Source organism: Rhodoferax sp. (assembly GCF_028714215.1).
Lineage (GTDB): Bacteria > Pseudomonadota > Gammaproteobacteria > Burkholderiales > Burkholderiaceae_C > Rhodoferax.
Genome location: NZ_JAQTMS010000050.1, coordinates 20,743 through 37,731 on the forward strand (window position 1 = coordinate 20,743; position 16,989 = coordinate 37,731).

The 16,989-nt window shown below is 58.2% G+C and carries 19 protein-coding genes, 1 tRNA gene and 1 pseudogene; 9 read left to right on the plus strand and 12 right to left on the minus strand.

Features of this window, described 5'->3' with window-relative positions:
• The first annotated feature begins 9 nt into the window (after positions 1-9).
• The 3 genes from PHS32_RS18810 to def are packed head-to-tail and all read left to right on the plus strand — an operon-like array spanning position 10 to position 3,701.
• Positions 10-1,056 carry a cell division protein ZipA C-terminal FtsZ-binding domain-containing protein gene (locus tag PHS32_RS18810; protein WP_301080636.1) on the plus strand — a complete coding sequence of 349 codons (1,047 nt, stop codon included), beginning with the start codon at positions 10-12 and terminating at the stop codon, positions 1,054-1,056.
• A gap of 25 nt (positions 1,057-1,081) precedes the next feature.
• Positions 1,082-3,157, plus strand: a complete 2,076-nt coding sequence (gene ligA, locus PHS32_RS18815; RefSeq protein ID WP_301080637.1) for an NAD-dependent DNA ligase LigA — start codon at positions 1,082-1,084, stop codon at positions 3,155-3,157.
• On the plus strand, positions 3,144-3,701 hold the full coding sequence (gene def, locus PHS32_RS18820) for a peptide deformylase (RefSeq protein ID WP_301080638.1): 558 nt from the start codon (positions 3,144-3,146) through the stop codon (positions 3,699-3,701). Before ligA ends, def begins: the two co-directional genes overlap by 14 nt.
• Before the next feature lie 15 nt (positions 3,702-3,716).
• Here the strand turns inward: def and PHS32_RS18825 are convergent, their stop codons facing one another.
• Together PHS32_RS18825 and PHS32_RS18830 are read right to left on the minus strand one after the other, a co-directional pair.
• Complete coding sequence (locus tag PHS32_RS18825) at positions 3,717-3,917, minus strand: hypothetical protein (protein ID WP_301080640.1); 201 nt, start codon at positions 3,915-3,917, stop codon at positions 3,717-3,719.
• 56 nt (positions 3,918-3,973) lie between these two features.
• Positions 3,974-4,138: a hypothetical protein gene (locus tag PHS32_RS18830; protein WP_301080641.1), complete on the minus strand. Its 165-nt coding sequence runs from the start codon at positions 4,136-4,138 to the stop codon at positions 3,974-3,976.
• A gap of 223 nt (positions 4,139-4,361) precedes the next feature.
• Between PHS32_RS18830 and PHS32_RS18835 the strand changes: the two genes are divergently transcribed.
• Entirely contained in the window at positions 4,362-4,808 is a 447-nt protein-coding gene (locus PHS32_RS18835) for a thioesterase family protein (protein ID WP_301080642.1), read from the plus strand.
• 8 nt (positions 4,809-4,816) lie between these two features.
• On the opposite strand, the gene PHS32_RS18840 is transcribed toward PHS32_RS18835, so the two are convergent.
• The 6 genes from PHS32_RS18840 to pepF all read right to left on the minus strand — a co-directional run bounded on the left by PHS32_RS18840 (position 4,817) and on the right by pepF (position 12,198).
• On the minus strand, positions 4,817-6,085 hold the full coding sequence (locus PHS32_RS18840) for an NADH:flavin oxidoreductase/NADH oxidase family protein (RefSeq protein ID WP_301080643.1): 1,269 nt from the start codon (positions 6,083-6,085) through the stop codon (positions 4,817-4,819).
• 315 nt (positions 6,086-6,400) lie between these two features.
• Positions 6,401-7,480 carry an MBL fold metallo-hydrolase gene (locus tag PHS32_RS18845; RefSeq protein WP_301080644.1) on the minus strand — a complete coding sequence of 360 codons (1,080 nt, stop codon included), beginning with the start codon at positions 7,478-7,480 and terminating at the stop codon, positions 6,401-6,403.
• Between the two features lie 26 nt (positions 7,481-7,506).
• A complete protein-coding gene (locus PHS32_RS18850) occupies positions 7,507-9,171 on the minus strand; it encodes an alkaline phosphatase family protein (protein WP_301080645.1) in 1,665 nt (554 codons plus the stop codon).
• Positions 9,172-9,231: 60 nt separating this feature from the next.
• The gene (locus PHS32_RS18855; RefSeq protein WP_301080646.1) at positions 9,232-9,861 is read right to left on the minus strand and encodes a LysE family translocator; all 630 of its coding nucleotides are present in this window, start codon (positions 9,859-9,861) and stop codon (positions 9,232-9,234) included.
• An 85-nt stretch (positions 9,862-9,946) separates the two neighbouring features.
• On the minus strand, positions 9,947-10,210 hold the full coding sequence (locus PHS32_RS18860; protein ID WP_301080647.1) for a DUF3144 domain-containing protein: 264 nt from the start codon (positions 10,208-10,210) through the stop codon (positions 9,947-9,949).
• A gap of 83 nt (positions 10,211-10,293) precedes the next feature.
• A complete protein-coding gene (pepF, locus tag PHS32_RS18865) occupies positions 10,294-12,198 on the minus strand; it encodes an oligoendopeptidase F (RefSeq protein WP_301080648.1) in 1,905 nt (634 codons plus the stop codon).
• A 209-nt stretch (positions 12,199-12,407) separates the two neighbouring features.
• Between pepF and PHS32_RS18870 the strand changes: the two genes are divergently transcribed.
• The 5 genes from PHS32_RS18870 to PHS32_RS18890 all read left to right on the plus strand — a co-directional run bounded on the left by PHS32_RS18870 (position 12,408) and on the right by PHS32_RS18890 (position 14,648).
• On the plus strand, positions 12,408-12,701 hold the full coding sequence (locus PHS32_RS18870; protein ID WP_301080649.1) for a hypothetical protein: 294 nt from the start codon (positions 12,408-12,410) through the stop codon (positions 12,699-12,701).
• A 135-nt stretch (positions 12,702-12,836) separates the two neighbouring features.
• The gene (locus PHS32_RS18875; RefSeq protein WP_301080650.1) at positions 12,837-13,181 is read left to right on the plus strand and encodes a c-type cytochrome; all 345 of its coding nucleotides are present in this window, start codon (positions 12,837-12,839) and stop codon (positions 13,179-13,181) included.
• Between the two features lie 271 nt (positions 13,182-13,452).
• On the plus strand, positions 13,453-13,608 hold the full coding sequence (locus PHS32_RS18880) for a DUF3096 domain-containing protein (RefSeq protein WP_301080651.1): 156 nt from the start codon (positions 13,453-13,455) through the stop codon (positions 13,606-13,608).
• Between the two features lie 50 nt (positions 13,609-13,658).
• Complete coding sequence (locus PHS32_RS18885) at positions 13,659-14,006, plus strand: c-type cytochrome (RefSeq protein ID WP_301080652.1); 348 nt, start codon at positions 13,659-13,661, stop codon at positions 14,004-14,006.
• Between the two features lie 39 nt (positions 14,007-14,045).
• Positions 14,046-14,648, plus strand: coding sequence for an SRPBCC family protein (locus PHS32_RS18890; RefSeq protein WP_301080653.1), 603 nt, complete (start codon positions 14,046-14,048; stop codon positions 14,646-14,648).
• A 106-nt stretch (positions 14,649-14,754) separates the two neighbouring features.
• On the opposite strand, the gene PHS32_RS18895 is transcribed toward PHS32_RS18890, so the two are convergent.
• From PHS32_RS18895 to PHS32_RS18910, 4 genes and pseudogenes are all read right to left on the minus strand, one after another.
• Positions 14,755-14,830: transfer RNA gene (locus tag PHS32_RS18895), tRNA-Asn, on the minus strand.
• A 138-nt stretch (positions 14,831-14,968) separates the two neighbouring features.
• Positions 14,969-16,033, minus strand: coding sequence for an NAD(P)/FAD-dependent oxidoreductase (locus tag PHS32_RS18900; protein WP_301080658.1), 1,065 nt, complete (start codon positions 16,031-16,033; stop codon positions 14,969-14,971).
• A gap of 35 nt (positions 16,034-16,068) precedes the next feature.
• Positions 16,069-16,398: a ferredoxin FdxA gene (gene fdxA / locus PHS32_RS18905; protein ID WP_301080655.1), complete on the minus strand. Its 330-nt coding sequence runs from the start codon at positions 16,396-16,398 to the stop codon at positions 16,069-16,071.
• Positions 16,399-16,437: 39 nt separating this feature from the next.
• Positions 16,438-16,989: pseudogene (locus PHS32_RS18910) on the minus strand (sulfate adenylyltransferase); the annotation flags it as partial.

Sequence of the window (16,989 nt, forward strand, 5' to 3'; positions counted from 1 at the left end):
GTAATTTCCATGAGTAATCTTCAAGTTGGTTTGGCCGTGGTGGGGGGTCTGGTGCTGGCGATCATGGTCGCCCACGGTGCCTGGACATCGCGCCGGAACTTGCCCCGGCAGGCAACGCTCCCTGATGCCGCCGGTACGCCGGACGCCGGACAGCAGGCCGGTGCCGCTGTCGAGCCGGAGCTTGATGCGGCTGCGTTCGACGTGGCCAGCTTTCCGGTGGCTGCAGCGGAAAAAAAACCGGCTCTCGATGCCTTGATCGATGTGATTGCATCGATTGCACTGGATGCTCCGGTGTCGGGTGAAGCCGCTCTGGCCGCCATGCCGCCAACCCGCCGGGCCGGCGGCAAGTCGTTTTCCATCGAAGGTTTCAATGAGGTCAGCCAGCGTTGGGAAATTCCCCTGCCTGGTCAGCGGTACGGCATGTTTCAGGCCGGGGTGCAGCTGGCCAACCGTTCTGGCGCGCTGAACGACATTGAGTACTCGGAATTTGTCATGAAGACGCAGGTCTTTTGCGATGCCATCAACGGCACGCCGGATTTCCCGGAGATGCGCAACGAGGTGGCGCGGGCGCGTGAGTTGGATCAGTTTGCCAGCGAACACGATGCCCAGTTGGGCTTTGTTTTGCGCGCCCGCAATGCCGCCTGGAGCCCCGGTTATGTGCAGCAAAATGCCTCCCGCCTGGGCTTTGTTGCCGGCTCCATACCCGGTCGCATGGTGATACCCGCCAGTTTGCCGGGTCTGCCGCCGGTCCTGGTGTTGAGTTTTGATGCGCAAGCCGCCATGGCCGATGACCCGGCGCAGTCGGCCATTCGGGAACTTGCCATCAGTCTGGATGTTGCCCAAGTCGACCGTGGCGAACGCGCTTTTGGGCGCATGCGCGATGCCGCCCGCTCGCTGGCCGAGGGCATGGATGGCGTGGTGACGGACGACAACGGCATGCTCTTGTCGGTCGCGGCGATGGAACTGATAGGCAGCGAGCTGGAGCAGTTGTACGACACACTGGAGCAGCACGACCTGTCCGCCGGATCGGGTGCGGCGCGGCGACTATTTTCCTGAACCGGATGATTTGCCCGTTGGCCACATGACGACGCCAGATTTGTTCAACCCTGCGGGGGCCAACACACCCGATTTGAGCCACCTTGAGCAGCTCAAGCGCGCCTTGCACGGGCATGCGCACCGCTACTACGTGCTCGATGAGCCCAGCATTCCGGATGCCGAGTACGACCGCCTGTTTCAGGAGTTGCAGGCGATAGAGGCGGATCATCCTGAACTGGTGACGCCGGATTCACCCACGCAGCGGGTCGGGGGTCGCCCGCTTGACCAGTTCGTCAGCGTGCGCCATGCGGTACCCATGCTGAGCATTCGCACCGAAACCGATACCGAGGCCAGCGGAGCCCTTAATTTCGATGCCCGCGTCAGGCGGGAACTCGGAATGGATGATTCGGCTCCTGGCATCGAGTACGTGGCCGAGCCCAAGTTCGATGGCCTGGCCATGAACCTGCGCTATGAACACGCCGTGTTGGTGCAGGCCGCAACCCGCGGTGATGGCGAGATGGGTGAGGACGTCACCCAAAACATTCGTACCATCGGCCAGATTCCGTTGCGCTTGCCGGATACGGTGCCGCAGGTGCTGGAAGTGCGGGGCGAGGTCTATATGCGCCGCGACGACTTTGAAGCCCTGAATCAGAAGCAGCGTGAGAAGGGCCAAAAAACCTTTGTCAACACGCGCAATGCGGCCGCTGGTGCGGTGCGCCAACTGGACCCGGCCATTGCAGCCCAGCGCCCCTTGAGCTTCTTTGCCTACGGCTTGGGGGAGGTCACGTCCGCGAGCAGCGACGGCGCTGAATTCGAGACCCATTTCAAGCTGTTGCAGACCCTGAAGTCATGGGGTTTTCCGGTCTCATCCCTGGTCAGTCTGGCACAAGGTGCCGCCGAATTGACAAGCTATTACGAGTCCATCGGCCGGCAGCGCGACAGCTTGCCGTTTGACATCGACGGCGTGGTCTACAAGGTCAATAGCTTGCAACTGCAAAAGCAGCTTGGCTTTGTGACACGCGAGCCGCGCTGGGCCGTGGCGCACAAGTTTCCGGCGCAAGAACAACTCACCACCGTCCTGGGCATTGAGGTGCAAGTCGGGCGTACCGGCAAACTCACTCCGGTGGCCAAACTGGCCCCTGTATTTGTCGGTGGCGTTACCGTCACCAACGCCACGCTGCACAACGAAGACGAGGCGCGCCGCAAAGACGTTCGCATCGGTGACACGGTGATCGTGCGCCGTGCCGGAGATGTGATTCCGGAGGTGGTGTCGGTATTGCCTGAGAGGCGCTTGTCCGACGCCCAGCAGTTCACCATGCCGCGCCAATGCCCGGTCTGTGGCAGCGCGGCGGTGCGGGAGGAGGGCGAGGCCGACTACCGCTGCACCGGCGGCCTGTTTTGCAGTGCCCAGCGTAAACAGTCGATCCTGCACTTTGCCCAGCGTCGGGCGGTTGAGGTGGAAGGCCTGGGTGAAAAACTGGTCGATCAACTGGTTGATGGCAATGTGATTCGTACCTTGCCCGATTTGTACCGCTTGGGCTTGAGTTCACTCGCCAGCCTGGACCGCATGGCCGACAAGTCGGCGCAGAACATCGTCCAAGCGCTGGAACAGTCGAAGCAAACCACGCTGCCGCGCTTTCTGTTCGGGCTCGGCATACGCCATGTTGGCGAGGCCACGGCAAAAGCGCTGGCTCACCATTTTGGCAAGCTCGACGCCATCATGGACGCCAGCATCGAGCAATTGTTGCAGGTTGGCGATGTCGGTCCGATCGTGGCCGAAAGCCTGCGTACATTTTTTGACCAGCCGCATAACCGCGAGGTGGTGGAGCAGCTGCGTGCTTGCGGAGTGAGATGGCAGGAGGGTGAGCCGGCACCCGCCAGTCCCAAGCCGTTGAGCGGCAAGACTATTGTCATTACCGGCACACTGCCGACCCTGAGCCGGGACCAGGCCAAGGATCTGATCGAGGCGGCGGGCGGTAAAGTAGCCGGGTCGGTCAGCAAAAAAACCACTTTTGTGCTGGCCGGCGCCGAGGCCGGCAGCAAGTTTGACAAGGCACGCGAGCTTGGCGTTGCGGTGCTGGACGAAGCCGGTTTGAAGGAGTTGCTTGATGGCGGTTTGTGAGATTCTCAAAATGGGCGACCCACGCCTGCTACGGGTGGCCCGGCCGGTGACTGCGTTTGACAGCGACGAGTTGCATCTGCTGATCTCCGACATGCTCGATACCATGCTGGCCGCCAACGGTGCCGGGCTGGCTGCACCACAAATCGGGGTCGATTTGCAGTTGGTGATTTTTGGCAGCAATGCGCGCAACCCACGCTATCCGGATGCGCCGCCGGTGCCAAAAACAGTTCTCATCAACCCCGTCATCACGGCGCTGGGTTCGTCTGAGAGTGACCCCAACGTGCTTGAAGTGGAAGACTGGGAGGGTTGTCTCTCCGTGCCGGGGCTGCGCGCGATGGTGCCGCGCTTCTCGCGTATCCGCTACACAGGTTTTGACCAGTACGGTGATCCGTTGGACCGCACAGTCGATGGTTTTCATGCGCGCGTGGTGCAGCATGAGTGCGACCATCTGATCGGCAAGCTGTACCCGATGCGGGTGCGGGATTTCACCCGCTTTGGTTTTATCGACGTGCTCTTTCCGGGGTTGGACGCAGAGCGGGGCTGACTTTCAGCAAGCGATTCAGCTGATGACGCACAATTCGGAAGCGGACATGAAACTGGTGCCGAAATGAGGCCATTCGACCATCACGCCTTTGTCAGTCTGGGCAATAACGTAGCCGTCGGTGCGCTCAATGGTGCCGTGGCGAACATGATTGACGCGCTCACCGGTGACAAATGTAGGCTCGGCAAACAAGGATTTGATGAAGAGAAGAAGGTGCATGAGAAGTTCCGAAAAATAGGTTACTGGAGGTGCGGTGGCAAGTCACCCCGCTCTGTTCAGTGGGATTGCAGCCATTGACGCTGACGGTACTCAAGGTCGGCGAAGGATTGCGCCTGGGAAAGATAGGCGTCGGCGGCGTGCTGCTCCTGCTTGTCGGAATTGCGGCCAAAAGCCTGGTAGGCGGAGCGTATGCCGAGCCAAAGAAAATGTAATGTGTTCACGGTGGGGGTTCTCAAAATCAAGGTAAACCCTGAATATCAGGGTAAACCCTAGTATCGCACAATATGCGTGCATCTGTGCACCAGAACAATGCGCTTAGAGGGCTTTGCCAGTTTCTGGCACTGTCCATTTGGGGCAGGGCCAACTTTGCGTCTGTTGCCAACCTCAAGAAGTAAGCCAAGGGCTGCCAGCTAAGATGGCGATCCTTGGATTCAATTCACGTTTATGCATTGGGACTATCCGAACCCCTTCACCTTGCCCGCATCACCGCGGGCCGATGATATCGATGGTCTGAATCACACCAACAACGCGGTTTATGTCCAGTGGTGCGAGAAGATTGGCTGGGCTCACTCGGAGGCCTGCGGCCTGAGCCTGATGGACTATCAGCGCCTTGATCGCGCGATGGCGATTCGACGCGGCGAATACGACTATCTGTTGCCCACCGTACTCGGTGACGAATTGACCCTTGCCACCTGGGTCAGCGGGAGTGACGGAAAAATGACCTTGGAGAGGAGGTTTCAACTGATCCGCAACCGGGATCGGGCCACCATCATGCGCGGTCGCTGGGATCTGGTCTGCATTGAACTCAGCAGTGGGCGAGTGCGCCGATTGCCGCCGGAGTTTTGTCAGGTCTATTTGGCTGCCATGATTCGCCCTGTGCCGGGGTCGTAGCCACGCGATCAATGAGGCGCGGTGAACTTGCGCCGCAACCCACGCGCGAAGTCTTTTCCCAGATGGGCAAACAGGGCTTTAAGTGGACTCAATTCCGCCTGCGGCAATTGATCGGCACCGAGTCGCTCGATCTGGTGGTAGTACCAACCGGCCTGGCATAAATTGTTCAAGGAGCGCATCGAATTCGAACGGCTAGCGGGGCTCCAGTAGCCGCGCCCCAGCACCAGCCGGTCCTCGGGCACCGGCAGCCTTGCCATTTGACCGGTCAACAGGCGCGTCGGAAAGTCGGGGTCCAGACAGAACGGGCGGGCCAAGCCAATCATGTCGGTGTGGCCGCCAGTCAACGCTGCCTCCATGCCGGCCAGGGTACGAAAACCACCGGTCACCATGATGGGCATGCGCGCCACCGCCTTGAGGGATTTGGCATATTCCAGAAACATCGCTTCGCGCTCCCGCGTGCTGTCACGAATCTGCTCCGCCGCCGCTGGTTTGAAGAACTCGAGCTGCTCGTACGTGCCGCCTGAGACCTCCAGCAAGTCAATGCCTGCGTCATTCAGCCACTGCACCACCTGGACGCTATCGGCCAGTGTGAATCCACCTTTGACGAAGTCTGACGAGTTGAGCTTGACGGCAATCGGGTAGCCCGCTCCCACCCGGGTTCGCACGGCGCGAATCACTTCCAGCAACAGGCTGGCGCGCTGGGCCAGCGGGCCACCCCAGCGATCCAGCCGCAGGTTGGTGCGGGCCGACAGAAACTGGGACAGCAGATAGCCATGCGCGGCATGGATCTGAACTCCATCGAAACCGGCGTCCTGCAGCAGCGCGGCCGCATTGGCGAAGCGTTGGATGACGTCCTGGATGTCGGCCTCGGACGCCGCGCGGGGCTTGCCGAAATTCCCCATCACCTGCAACTGGACTGGCGACGGCGCCAGCGGGCTCAGGTTGACCAGGCGCGGGCACTGCCGTCCCGGATGACTGATCTGTGCCCACAACTGGCTGCCGCCGTCATGTACCGCCTGCGCCCAGGCATGCAACTGCGGCAAGCCGGACGCGTCTTCGACCACCACATTACCGGCGCGTTCCAGGTAGCGCCGATCCACCATGATGTTGCCGGTCAGCAGGATGGCGGCACCGCCGCGCGCCCAGTTGGCATACAAGCGCAGATGCGACGGCGTCGGATGGTCGTGCGCGTCGGCCAGGCCTTCCGTCATGGCCGCCTTGCAAATCCGGTTTGCCACTTCGTGGCCGCATGGTAGTGTCAGGGCTTGCTCGATCATGATGGCCTTCATTCCGGTGACAAGAATGCACTTACTGGTGTCAGTGTAGTGTTTTCAAAGCCGTATTCAACTCGGGGATTTAGAACTTGTCCGCAAATAAGTGAGGGTCGCGTTGGGACGCAATCGGGATGAGTTGCCCGCCAACATTTCGCAGCATGGGCTGCCTGCCCATGCAAGGAATTTGGTCGGCAAATCGCCCGATTTCGACCCAACCCTTCGGGCAAACGGATTTTCGGGCGGTCTGCTTCGTTACAAAATCAGCCAAGGCAAGCAGCCTTGGCTTGGATTTTGCGCCTCGCATCCCATCCCGAAAATTCATTTGCGCGACCCCCACTTATTTACGGACAAGTTCTTAGCCTGGCCGGTTGGGATCGCTCTTGTTTCACCATGCCGCATGAGCCACACCGAGTCAGCAGCCAGACCGCGTTGGCGCAGGGCAATGGCAAGGTCACGCGGTGGTTGATCGAAGGCTTCTTGCGTCAACATGAAGGTGCCCCAATGCACACCCATGGCCTGTTTGGTTTCCAGATCAAGCATGAGTTGCACGGCATCGGCCGGGTTGACGTGCATGTTCTTCATGAAATCACGCGGCAAATAGGCGCCTATGGGAAGGGCCAAAAAGTCAACAGCCCCAATCCGCTCGCGAATGGTCTTGAAGTCCGCGCTGTAGCCGGTGTCCCCTGGGAACAGGAAGCGCCACGGCGCCGCCGCTCCCTGGTGCCATTCCAGCAGGTAGCCACCCCAAAGGGACGCGTTGGTATCGAACGGCGTTCGCCGATTCCAGTGTTGCGCTGGTGTGAAGTGAAGGCGGATTGTGTTTCTCTGCGGGGCATTCCCGACTGCCTCACCCAATTTGACCTGATCCCACCAATCCAGTTCGGTGACCTGGCTTATGCCTCGCGCATCGAACCAGGCCTTCAGGCCCAAGGGAACAAAGAACCGTGGCCTCTGCCCGGCTGCCAGCAGACCGGCAATGGTGGCGTGACAGAGGTGGTCGTAGTGGTTGTGCGAAATCAGCACAACATCAATCGGTGGCAGTTCCTGGGGCTGCAGGGGTGCCGGCACTCGGCGTGGCGCGCCAAACCGGCCGTAAGGTCCGGCGAAGCCGGCCAGGGTCGGGTCGATGAGAATATTCAAACCGCCCACCTGCAGCAAAATTGTGACGTGACCCAGCCAGGTCACGTGGGGTGCGTCCTGTCGCAGCGCGATGCGTGCATGGTCCACCGGGACACTCCATTGGCGGGCAAAAGCGGCATAGCCACCGGTCGGCTCCGCCAGGGGTTTGAAGTCTCCGCGCAGCGAGCGCCAGACCATTTCATACCAGGGGAAGTTGCCGATGACGACCCCGGGATCGCTATTTCCAAAGCCGCCGCTGCGGTGGTGTGACGGTTTCAAGTTGGACAGCCTGCCATATCAAGGTGTCAAGGTGCCGCCAGAGGCAACAGGTGACCTTCCGAAGCGGCCGGCGGAGCAATCTGTAGAAAGCGCGCCAGCGTCGGCGCCAGATCGACGATGCCCACCCGGTCCGACAGTGCCGCGGCGCGCACCCAGCGCGGACCCCACAACATCAGCGGAACATGGGTGTCGTAGTCGTATGGCGATCCGTGCGTGGCGCCCCGGTTGCCAACGCCAAACATCCAATTCGGTTTGAGGGCAAATTGCACATCCCCTGACAGGTGCGGGTGCCACGACTTGCGCATCTGTTCAAACAGGGGTTCGGCGCTGCGCTGCCCGTCCAGCAATTGCTGGCGCGTATAGGCGGCAGCCACCCCCGGCTCGGTCAGCAGAAGAGCGCGCGCCTGTTGCGCCAACGCCCGTCCATCGATTCTCTGGCGCGTAATCAACGCCCGGTCCAGTGCCATGGTATTGGCCGACAAACCCATCACCCACTTGCCGGGTCCGAAACGTTGCGCCAAGCCGGCGTTGATCCGCGCCAGCATGGGTCCGGAAGCAATTCGGCCGCCCTCAAGCCCCAGACTTCGACTGTACTCCGGCGTCGGCATGAAGCCGTGGTCAGAGGTCAACGCAGCGATGTAGTTGTCGCGTCCGACATGGGTATCCAGATCCCTGAAAAAGGCCTGCAGCAAGCGATCAAGCTGCAAGGTGTGATCCTGTGACGGGAGAGACTCGGCACTGAATGCATGATTCACGTAGTCATGCCCGGACAGACTGACCACCAGAATGTCGGGTGCATCGTCCTGGCCAAGTGCTTCACCCGTCAGCGCGGCGCGGGCAAAATCCAGTGCCAGCGCATCGCCAAACGGTCCTTGCAGCAAAGAGCTGTAAAAGCGCACGCCGGGCGCCTCATCCTGTGGCGCGCCGTACATGATGGGAAGCTCGGCACCGGCCGGCGGCAGGGCGCCTGCAGGCCCGCGCCGGTAGGCAGAGTCTGGCAGCAACGCGGTCCAGGAAGACTTGAAATACCGGTCAGCCGGCTTCGCTGCATTAAAGCGATCAACCCAGGATGGATGCGCGCTCATATAGTAGGTGCTGGAGGCGAATTCACCGCTGCCACTCATGTACATGTAAGCGGTGCCGGTCTTGCCAGCTGGCAGAATGGCACCCCGGTCCTTGCCCGAGATGGCGATGACTTTTGAGCGTGCGTCGGCGCTACGCAGCACGTCCCCCAGCGTTTCAACCAGCAGGTTCTTGGGGCTGGTGCCGTCATAGGCCTGCGTCTTGTGGCCGATGTAACTGGCTGATGGGTCTGCCACGCAGTACACGCCGTCGCCGCTATCGGGATCACGCCACTCATTGCCTATGATGCCACTGCGACTGGGATTCGCGCCGCTGAGCATGACGGCATGGCCCGCCGCAGTGACGGTGTAAGCGTGGTCGTAATGCGCATTGATGAACCAGGCGCCGTGTTCCATGAAACGGGCAAACCCGTCAGCGCCAAATTGGTCGCGGTAATTCTCGATCTGGCGTTGCGGCAGGCCATCGATCACGATCAAGGCAATCAGCCTGGGTCGGCTGGATGAAACTGGCGCGACGTTGCTGGTCGGACTGGGGCTTGAACCCGCACAGCCGATCAGAACCAGCGCCAGCACGGCGCTTGCAGCAAGTCTTTTGAAAATCAACTTCATTGCCCGATCTTGCCAAAATCCCCTAGCAGGCGGACCGACAAAGAAAACCTTGACTGCGATTCAGTCGCGCACACCGGCCATGAGCGCGGCAAACCCGATGAAGACGCCGCCGGTCGTGCGATTGAAGGCCCGCAATACGGTGGCCCGTTGCAGGTAGCTGGAGAGTCTCTTTCCGCTGACGGCATAGACCAGGTACCAACTGATCTCGATCACCGTGAACGTGCTGATCAGGATTGCGAATTGCGGCAACTTTGGAAGCTCGGGATTGATGAACTGCGGAAAGAATGCTGCCGCGAAAAGAATCGCTTTGGGGTTGCTCGCCGCCACCAGCATGCCTTGCCGAAAAAGAGCGATGGATTTTGCCGCCGGCTCTGGTTGTCGGGTTGAATCCGGCGCAGGGTCATGGACCGGTGAACGCCAACTTTTGACACCAAGGTAGGCCAGGTAGGCGGCGCCGGCCAGGCGCAAAGCGTCGAACAGGGCCGGAAAAGCATGCAGCAAGGCGCCCAGTCCCGCCGCTGAAGTGCTCATCATGGCCAGCAAAGCCGTCATGCAGCCGGCCATCGTGGCAATCGCCGCGCGCAGGCCAAATCGCGCGCTGCTGCTCATCACCAGCAACATATTGGGCCCAGGCGTCGCCGAGACGACAAAAGCCATTAAAACGAATAACCACCAGGTCTGTAAACTCATGTCGTCATGTTTCCAATTAAGTTGACTTGCCAACAGGTATTTGGCGAAAAGAACGCGATCGTCGAAGGCCGGATTGGCTGCGCCCCTAACCTTGGGGCTTGATCACTGGCCCGACGACACCCTCCAGGTTCGAAACAAGCGCATTGCGGTATTCCGAGACGTAGAACTCCACGGCTCGCGCCTGGTCCTGCTGTGTGCCGTTGTGAGACATGAAATTGAAGGCGTTGTAACGACCCGCCGCAAACAGGATGGCGGCGCTGACCTCGCCGTCCTTTCCGTCTTCGGCCAAGCGGTTGGCAAGATGAATGAATTCGTCGACAAGCTTGAGAAATTCCGGAGGGTAGGCCATGGCAATTTTTTGTTTCGGGTTGCGGCTTACTGTAGCAGCCGCTTCAGGCAATCAGGATCGTGAGCATCTCGCGCAGACTTGACTCAAGGAATCTTCGCGGCCTCAGCTTCCATTTGTGCGACCAACTCCTCCATTTGATCAACCATCGCTTGCACGGTCTCGCGTTTGGAGAGATCAACGCCGGCTTTCTGCAACTGTTTCATCGGGTGGTCGTTGCCGCCGCTCTTGAGCAAGGCAAGGTAGCGATCAGTGGCGGCAGCGCGGGACGAGGCCGGGCCGGTGGTCATGTCCTTGAAGAGTTTGGCTGACGAAGCGAAGCAGGTTGCGTATTGATAAACGTAGTAAGGAGAATTGTAGAAGTGCGGAATGCGCGACCAGGTGTATTTGTACAGATCGTCGATCATGACGGCATCACCGTAATAGTCCGTCAGCAGCTTCAGGTAAATATTATTCAGTACATCCGAGGTAATCGGCTGGCCTTGCTCGACCAGCTTGTGCGCCTGCAATTCGAAGTCGGCAAACAGCACCTGGGTGTAGAAAGTGCCAACAATCGAATCGACCGCGTGCTGCAGCAAGAGGAAGCGCTCCTTCGGATCCTGGCTCGCTTGCAGCAAGTGATTCAGCAGAAAACGCTCGTTGGTGGTGGAGGCGACCTCGGCAACAAAGATGGTGTAGTCCGCAGTCACGAAGGGCTGGGTTTCGTTCGCCAGCACAGTGTGCATGGCATGGCCTCCCTCGTGCGCCAGGGTGAACAGTGCGTCCTGCGTGTCGTTGTGGTTCAACAGCATGTAAGGTCCGACACCGTAAATGCCGCTCACGTACGCGCCGCTGCGCTTGCCTTCGTTTTCATAGACGTCGACCTGTTTGCCGGCCAGAAATTTCTGATACTTGGCGACATAGTCGGCACCTAGAGGCGCCACCGAGGCGAGCACCTGGTCGCGCGAATCGGCATAGGAATACTGCTTGTCCGTCTTGTAGATCGGAATGGCGCCGTCATACAGGTGATAGGTATCCAGACCGAGCAGCTTCTTGCGCAGTTTCATGTAGCGTTGCAGCGGTGCCGTGCCCTTGCGCACGGTATCGACTAGGGTCGTCACCACCGATGCTGGAATGGCATTGCCATCGAGTGCGGATTCCAGGGTGGCCGGGAAATTGCGCGCCTGCGCGTTGAACCATCCCTGCTGCAATACCCCGTTGTAGATCGCTGCGTAGGTGTTGGTGGTTGCGGCATAGGTTTTCAAATAGGCTTCGAACGCCTTGGCCCGGTCGGCCTGCTGGTAATTGGTCGCCAGCACCGACTGATAGGTGCCTGGCGAGAGCTTGATTTCCTTGCCGTCGGACAGCGTCACCATGGGGAACTTGATATCCGACGTTGACAACTCCTGAAAAGTAGCCTTCGGCGTTGCGCCGAATCGTGCGGCGTAGGACAGCAGGCGTTCGCCCTTTTCGTCAAGCACATGTTTCTGTTGTCGATAGTTGTCCAGAATGGTGAATTTGTACTGTTTGAGTGCCGGTGTCGTGGCAATCCATTTTTCCATCTTCGCCTGAGGAACGGTCAACAGCTCGGGCGTGAACCATGAGGTGGCAGTGCCAAGTTTGGAAAACAAGGCCATGACGCGCTGAAATTTTCCTGCGACATCCTGGTTGCGCGTATCGACGTCGCGCTGAAGTGCGGTATAGCCGTAAACCTTGTACTGCAGCATGCCGATTTGGTCGAATGCCTGGTAAGCCTTCAGGACGGCGTCAGGGCCATTCTTGAGCGAGCCTTTGAGTTTGGCAAACGCATCGATTCTGCTGTCGATCTCGTTCATGCCGGCTTCCCATGCCTGCCAGTTGGCATAGATGGGTGTGAAGTCCCAGCGAAACTCGGCCGGAATGTCGGCCCGATTCTGGGTCACCGGCTTGCTGGTACCAGCCGCCATGGCAGCGCCGGCAAGTGTGAATGAAATGGCAACACTGAGAGTGCAACGCTGGAAAATAGTATTCATCGAGGGCAGACCTTGCAAGTGGAAAGGGAATTCAATCGCAGCAAGCGAAGTATCGCATTTTGGGCCATCAGAGCCATCGCCCATTCATTCGACAATCAGATCGACCGCATTCGGAAGAATTGTCAACGTGGTGGTCGGTTCTGCCGTTAGAAGATTCGGTCCTGCGCACCTTCGGGCGGGCAGGCTATCAATCAAATTGGAAATATACCGTGAAGAAATTCCTCGTTCTTGCATCCCTCCTGTCCGTCTGCGCAGTCTCAGGCTTCGCGCAAACGGCCCCCGCCAGGACGCCGGCTGAAGCTGGTGCCAAACTCGTTGCTGAACGTGACGCGGCCTGGCTCAAGGCGCATCCGCGCGCTGTTGCGGTCAAGGAATCGATGGCCCGCCCAGTTGCCAAGCACGCCAGACACGTGAAGCCTGTCAAGCACGGCAAACAGGCCAAGAAAAGCAGAAACGTCAAGCCCAAGGCCCATCAAGGCCGAACGGCTCACGTCGGTCGATAAACCCTGAATTGACCTGCACTTGAGACAGTTGATGCGCAGGTAAACTGTTGTAAGCAAAAGTTACCATTGTCAGCACGGGAAGCACCAACCGCGTTATGTATCCGAGGCCAAAGAATGACCTTTAAGGAGTTTTAAATGAAGAAGTTTTCTCTCTCCCTCATTAGCGGTTCGGCATTGCTGGCGCTTGCCAGCATGCTGCCGGTTCACGCCGCAGTGGATGCAGATGCGGCGCAAGCCTTGTTCAAAAAGAACGAGTGCAGCAAGTGCCATTCCGTGGATAAGACCAAAACAGGCCCGGCCCTGAAAAAAATTGCGCTGAAGTACAAGGGCAAGGCCGACGGCCAAGACAAGGTGATCAAGCAAATCACTACGGCACCCAAGGTCAAGACGGAAGATGGAACCGAGGAAGAGCACAAGGTCATCAACAGCAAGGACCCGGTGGCCCTCAAGAATCTGGCCGACTGGATTTTGTCGCAGTAGATTTGTTTGCTGGGTAGGCCGCAGTCAGGCCGACAAACAGCCACCTCCTTGAGGTGGCTGTGTCACGCGTGAGGGGTCACGACGCTTGCCGCCCGTTCCTGCTCCACGTCGGGCCTGCAACTGGCTTGACCTGGGCCGCGCCATTGCTGCTCTCCCGAATCTACCCAACCCGATGAACCGGAATTTGTGCGACAACGCACAGACTTGTGGTGGGGCGTGGTTGCATCATGCAGGTGTCTGTATTTCTTGATTCAATTGCGATGGAGCCCTCATGAACATCAACTTCGGTTTGACCCCCCTGATCTCGCTCATGGCGGGGATTCTCATATTGGTTATGCCCAAGCTTTTGAATCTCATTGTGGCCATCTACCTGATCATGATCGGCCTGATTGGCCTGTTTGGTAGCGGAGCGCTTCACATCAAGTAGAGTAAAAAGGCTGCATCAGTAGGCCTGAATGGGTCGATAAGGAGTTTCAAATGAAGAAGTTTCTTCTTTCCCTGGTCATTGGCGCCTCGGCGGTACTGGCGTTCGTTTACATGCTTCCTGCACAAGCTGCTTTTGACGCCGATGCGGCACAAGCCTTGTTCAAAAAGAATGAGTGCACCAAGTGCCATTCAGTGGACAAAACAAAAACAGGTCCATCGCTGAAAAATGTTGCACTGAAATACCGGGGCAAACCGGACGGACAAGAAAAAGTCATGAAGCAAATGACCACTGCCCCTAAGTTCAAGACCGAAGATGGAACTGAGGAAGAGCATAAGATCATCAACACCAAGGACCCGGTGGCCCTCAAGAATCTGGCCGACTGGATTTTGTCGCAATGAATTGGTGCTGGCCTGGCAATTGCTCGATAGGCAATGCAAATGATGGGTACCGCACGTACGCGAATGTTGGCGGCAGCACTGTTCTGCCTGCTCTCGCTTGCTTGTAAGGCGGCGTCAGGCGTTGATCAAAATATAGATATTGCCGTGCAGCAGAACGGCGACACTTTTATCATCGACGCAACCATGGAAGTTCCGGTATCGGTGGACACCGCGTGGGAGGTAATGACCGATTTTGACCATATGACCTCCATTCTTGGAAATCTGACCGTGAGCAAGGTGATTTCGCGCAACGGGAATGTTTGGATTGTGAGGCAGGAGGGGCTCGCAAAGTACGGCCCATTTTCCTATTCCTTCGAGTCCGATCGGCAAATACACCTTGAGTCGAAAAAGCGGATTGTGGCGAGAAACCTCACCAGCACAGCGACGCGGATGGACAGCGAGGCAGAGATTGTCCCTCTGAACCAGGACGTGCGCATCAAATACCACATCGAAATGGTGCCCGGTTCACTGCTGGTGCGTATGTTCGGCCTGCCTTTTGTGCGACATGAAGTCGAGGAGCAATTGCAAAGAATGGCCAGAGAAATGACCCTGCGCCATGCCACTGCGGAGTCGACGGGAAAGACATCAGCATCGCAGGATTAGCTGGGCACGTACCGAGTCGACGCAGAACCCAGTAATTGGAATCGAACAAACCAAACATGAAAAAGCCCCAGCGATTTCTCGCAAGGGCTTCATTCATCTGGATTTTTGGCTCCTCGACCTGGGCTCGAACCAGGGACCTACGGATTAACAGTCCGGCGCTCTACCAACTGAGCTATCGAGGAATAAGCCTTAAATTATAGCGTCATTTTTTTTGCTTTTCTAAGCGACCACCGACAATTAATTGAGAATAGGATAAACAATAAGCGCTTGGCTGAGTTTGTCTTCGCGCAGCCACTCATCAAGCACAGTTTGGATCCCAATCAGTCGAACACGGGCGATTCGACTCCCAGAACCTTGTGCAGCTTGGGACTGGTCGTCGTGTACTGCAGAAACACCTTTTTTTCCGGAAAAATGATCGGCATGGCGCCAAAAGCGGCCAGCGCACATTCGTGGAAACCGCTCAAAATCAGCTTCTTCTTGCCTGGATAGATGTTGATGTCGCCGACGGCAAAAATACCGGGTTCGTTGGTGGAAAACTTTTCGGTATCGACCTTTATCTGCTTACGTTCGATATCTAGGCCCCAATCGGCGATCGGGCCAAGCTTGGGCGACAGGCCGAAAAACACCAGCAGAATGTCCAACGGCACAACACGGGTCACACCGTCCGCTCCGGTGACCTTGATGCCAGTCAGAATGCTGTCTTTTTCCTCATAGCCGGTGACCTGGCCGATGATGAATTGCATCTCCAGCGCGTCGCACAGCTCTTTCATCTTCGCTACATTGGCAGGCGCCGCCTTGAAGCCATCGCGGCGGTGAATCAGAATCACACTTTCAGCTTTGTGCGGACTGTCCTTGACGAACTCCAGCGCCCAGTCGAGTGCCGAATCGCCGCCGCCCACGATCACCAGATTCTTGCCCGCGAAATCCGCCGGATTGCGCACGCGGTAGAAAAGTTGTGAATCTTCAAACGTTTCCAGACCGTCGATCTTGAGGGTACGGGGCTGGAATGCACCGACGCCGGCGGCGATAAAAATGGTTTTGGTGAGAAAGCGGGTGCCCTTGGACGTCGCCACAAAAAAGCGTCCGTCAGTTTGCTTTTCCACGGCCGTGACTTCCTGCCCGTAGTGAAACGTGGCGCCAAAAGGCTCGATCTGCTTGAGCAGATTGTCGGTAAGTTCCTTGCCGGTGCACACCGGTACTGCCGGGATGTCGTAGATCGGTTTGTCGGGATACAACTCGACGCATTGGCCGCCAGGATGAGGCAGCGAGTCAACGACATGGGCCTTGATTTCCAGCAGGCCAAGTTCGAATACCTGAAATAGCCCGACAGGGCCGGCACCGACGATCACGGCGTCGGTTTCTATGGGGTCTTGATGGTTGCGCACAGGGGGTTGATTTTGAAATGCAATAAGGAGGATGTTCAGCGTATCAGATACTGCAGCTTGCCGGTCTTGTCTTTCCATTCTTCGGCCTCCGGCAGGGGGGCCTTGCGTTTGCTGATGCCTTTCCAACTCGGCAACTTGGCTAATTCGGCGTTCAGTTTGGTCATGTGCTGCTGGTCGGCCGGCACATCCTCTTCGGCATAGATGGCATTCACCGGGCACTCCGGAATGCACACTGCGCAGTCAATGCACTCATCAGGATCGATGGTCAAAAAATTGGGGCCTTCGCGAAAGCAGTCCACGGGGCAAACGTCGACGCAATCGGTGTACTTGCATTTGATACAGGCTTCAGTGACGGTATGTGTCATTTTGGGGATTTTGCGGCGAATGGATAAAAGTAACAGATTTTAATTGATCAGCACCGCCCCGGCGGTTTTGTGGCTTGCTGTGTCCACCAAAATCAGCGAGCCCAACACGCGCGAGTGGGAGTAGGGCAGAACAACAATCGCCTCCTGTAGCGTCAGTTCGACGCGGCCGATCGCATTGGCATCGAGTTGGCTCGCCTCGGTTTCAGTCAGGGTATTGATATCGAGTTTGTGCACAATGCGCTTGATTTTGGCTTTCACCCAGCGGTGTCCGTGCAGCGCCCAGTAGACGCGGCCCGCCACCAGCGGTTCATCGTCCATCCAGGCCACGGTGGCCGTGAGTTCTCGGCTGCGTTTGAAGGTTTCGGGTTCGACAGCCAGCAGCCAGTCGCCGCGCGACACATCCACTTCCCGGTCCAGCACCAAGCCGGCGCCGTGCCCGGCCCCGACCGCGCCGGGTTGGCGCGTATGGCGCAATACCTGTGCCACCACGGCAGTCTGCCCGCTGGGCAGGATTGAAACTTTTTGCCCCACCTGCGCGCTACCGGTGGCAACACGGCCCCAGAAAATGCGGCGTCCCTGGGAGGTGTCGCT

What these genes read in the sequence shown, in the direction of transcription:
- PHS32_RS18875 (WP_301080650.1), top strand. Translation starts at nt 12,837, where the DNA reads ATGAAGAAGTTTTCTCTCTCCCTCATTAGCGGTTCGGCATTGCTGGCG.
- PHS32_RS18825 (WP_301080640.1), bottom strand. Translation starts at nt 3,917, where the DNA reads ATGCACCTTCTTCTCTTCATCAAATCCTTGTTTGCCGAGCCTACATTT.
- def (WP_301080638.1), top strand. Translation starts at nt 3,144, where the DNA reads ATGGCGGTTTGTGAGATTCTCAAAATGGGCGACCCACGCCTGCTACGG.
- PHS32_RS18855 (WP_301080646.1), bottom strand. Translation starts at nt 9,861, where the DNA reads ATGAGTTTACAGACCTGGTGGTTATTCGTTTTAATGGCTTTTGTCGTC.
- PHS32_RS18835 (WP_301080642.1), top strand. Translation starts at nt 4,362, where the DNA reads ATGCATTGGGACTATCCGAACCCCTTCACCTTGCCCGCATCACCGCGG.
- ligA (WP_301080637.1), top strand. Translation starts at nt 1,082, where the DNA reads ATGACGACGCCAGATTTGTTCAACCCTGCGGGGGCCAACACACCCGAT.
- PHS32_RS18840 (WP_301080643.1), bottom strand. Translation starts at nt 6,085, where the DNA reads ATGATCGAGCAAGCCCTGACACTACCATGCGGCCACGAAGTGGCAAAC.
- pepF (WP_301080648.1), bottom strand. Translation starts at nt 12,198, where the DNA reads ATGAATACTATTTTCCAGCGTTGCACTCTCAGTGTTGCCATTTCATTC.
- PHS32_RS18880 (WP_301080651.1), top strand. Translation starts at nt 13,453, where the DNA reads ATGAACATCAACTTCGGTTTGACCCCCCTGATCTCGCTCATGGCGGGG.
- fdxA (WP_301080655.1), bottom strand. Translation starts at nt 16,398, where the DNA reads ATGACACATACCGTCACTGAAGCCTGTATCAAATGCAAGTACACCGAT.
- PHS32_RS18890 (WP_301080653.1), top strand. Translation starts at nt 14,046, where the DNA reads ATGATGGGTACCGCACGTACGCGAATGTTGGCGGCAGCACTGTTCTGC.
- PHS32_RS18860 (WP_301080647.1), bottom strand. Translation starts at nt 10,210, where the DNA reads ATGGCCTACCCTCCGGAATTTCTCAAGCTTGTCGACGAATTCATTCAT.
- PHS32_RS18850 (WP_301080645.1), bottom strand. Translation starts at nt 9,171, where the DNA reads ATGAAGTTGATTTTCAAAAGACTTGCTGCAAGCGCCGTGCTGGCGCTG.
- PHS32_RS18810 (WP_301080636.1), top strand. Translation starts at nt 10, where the DNA reads ATGAGTAATCTTCAAGTTGGTTTGGCCGTGGTGGGGGGTCTGGTGCTG.
- PHS32_RS18885 (WP_301080652.1), top strand. Translation starts at nt 13,659, where the DNA reads ATGAAGAAGTTTCTTCTTTCCCTGGTCATTGGCGCCTCGGCGGTACTG.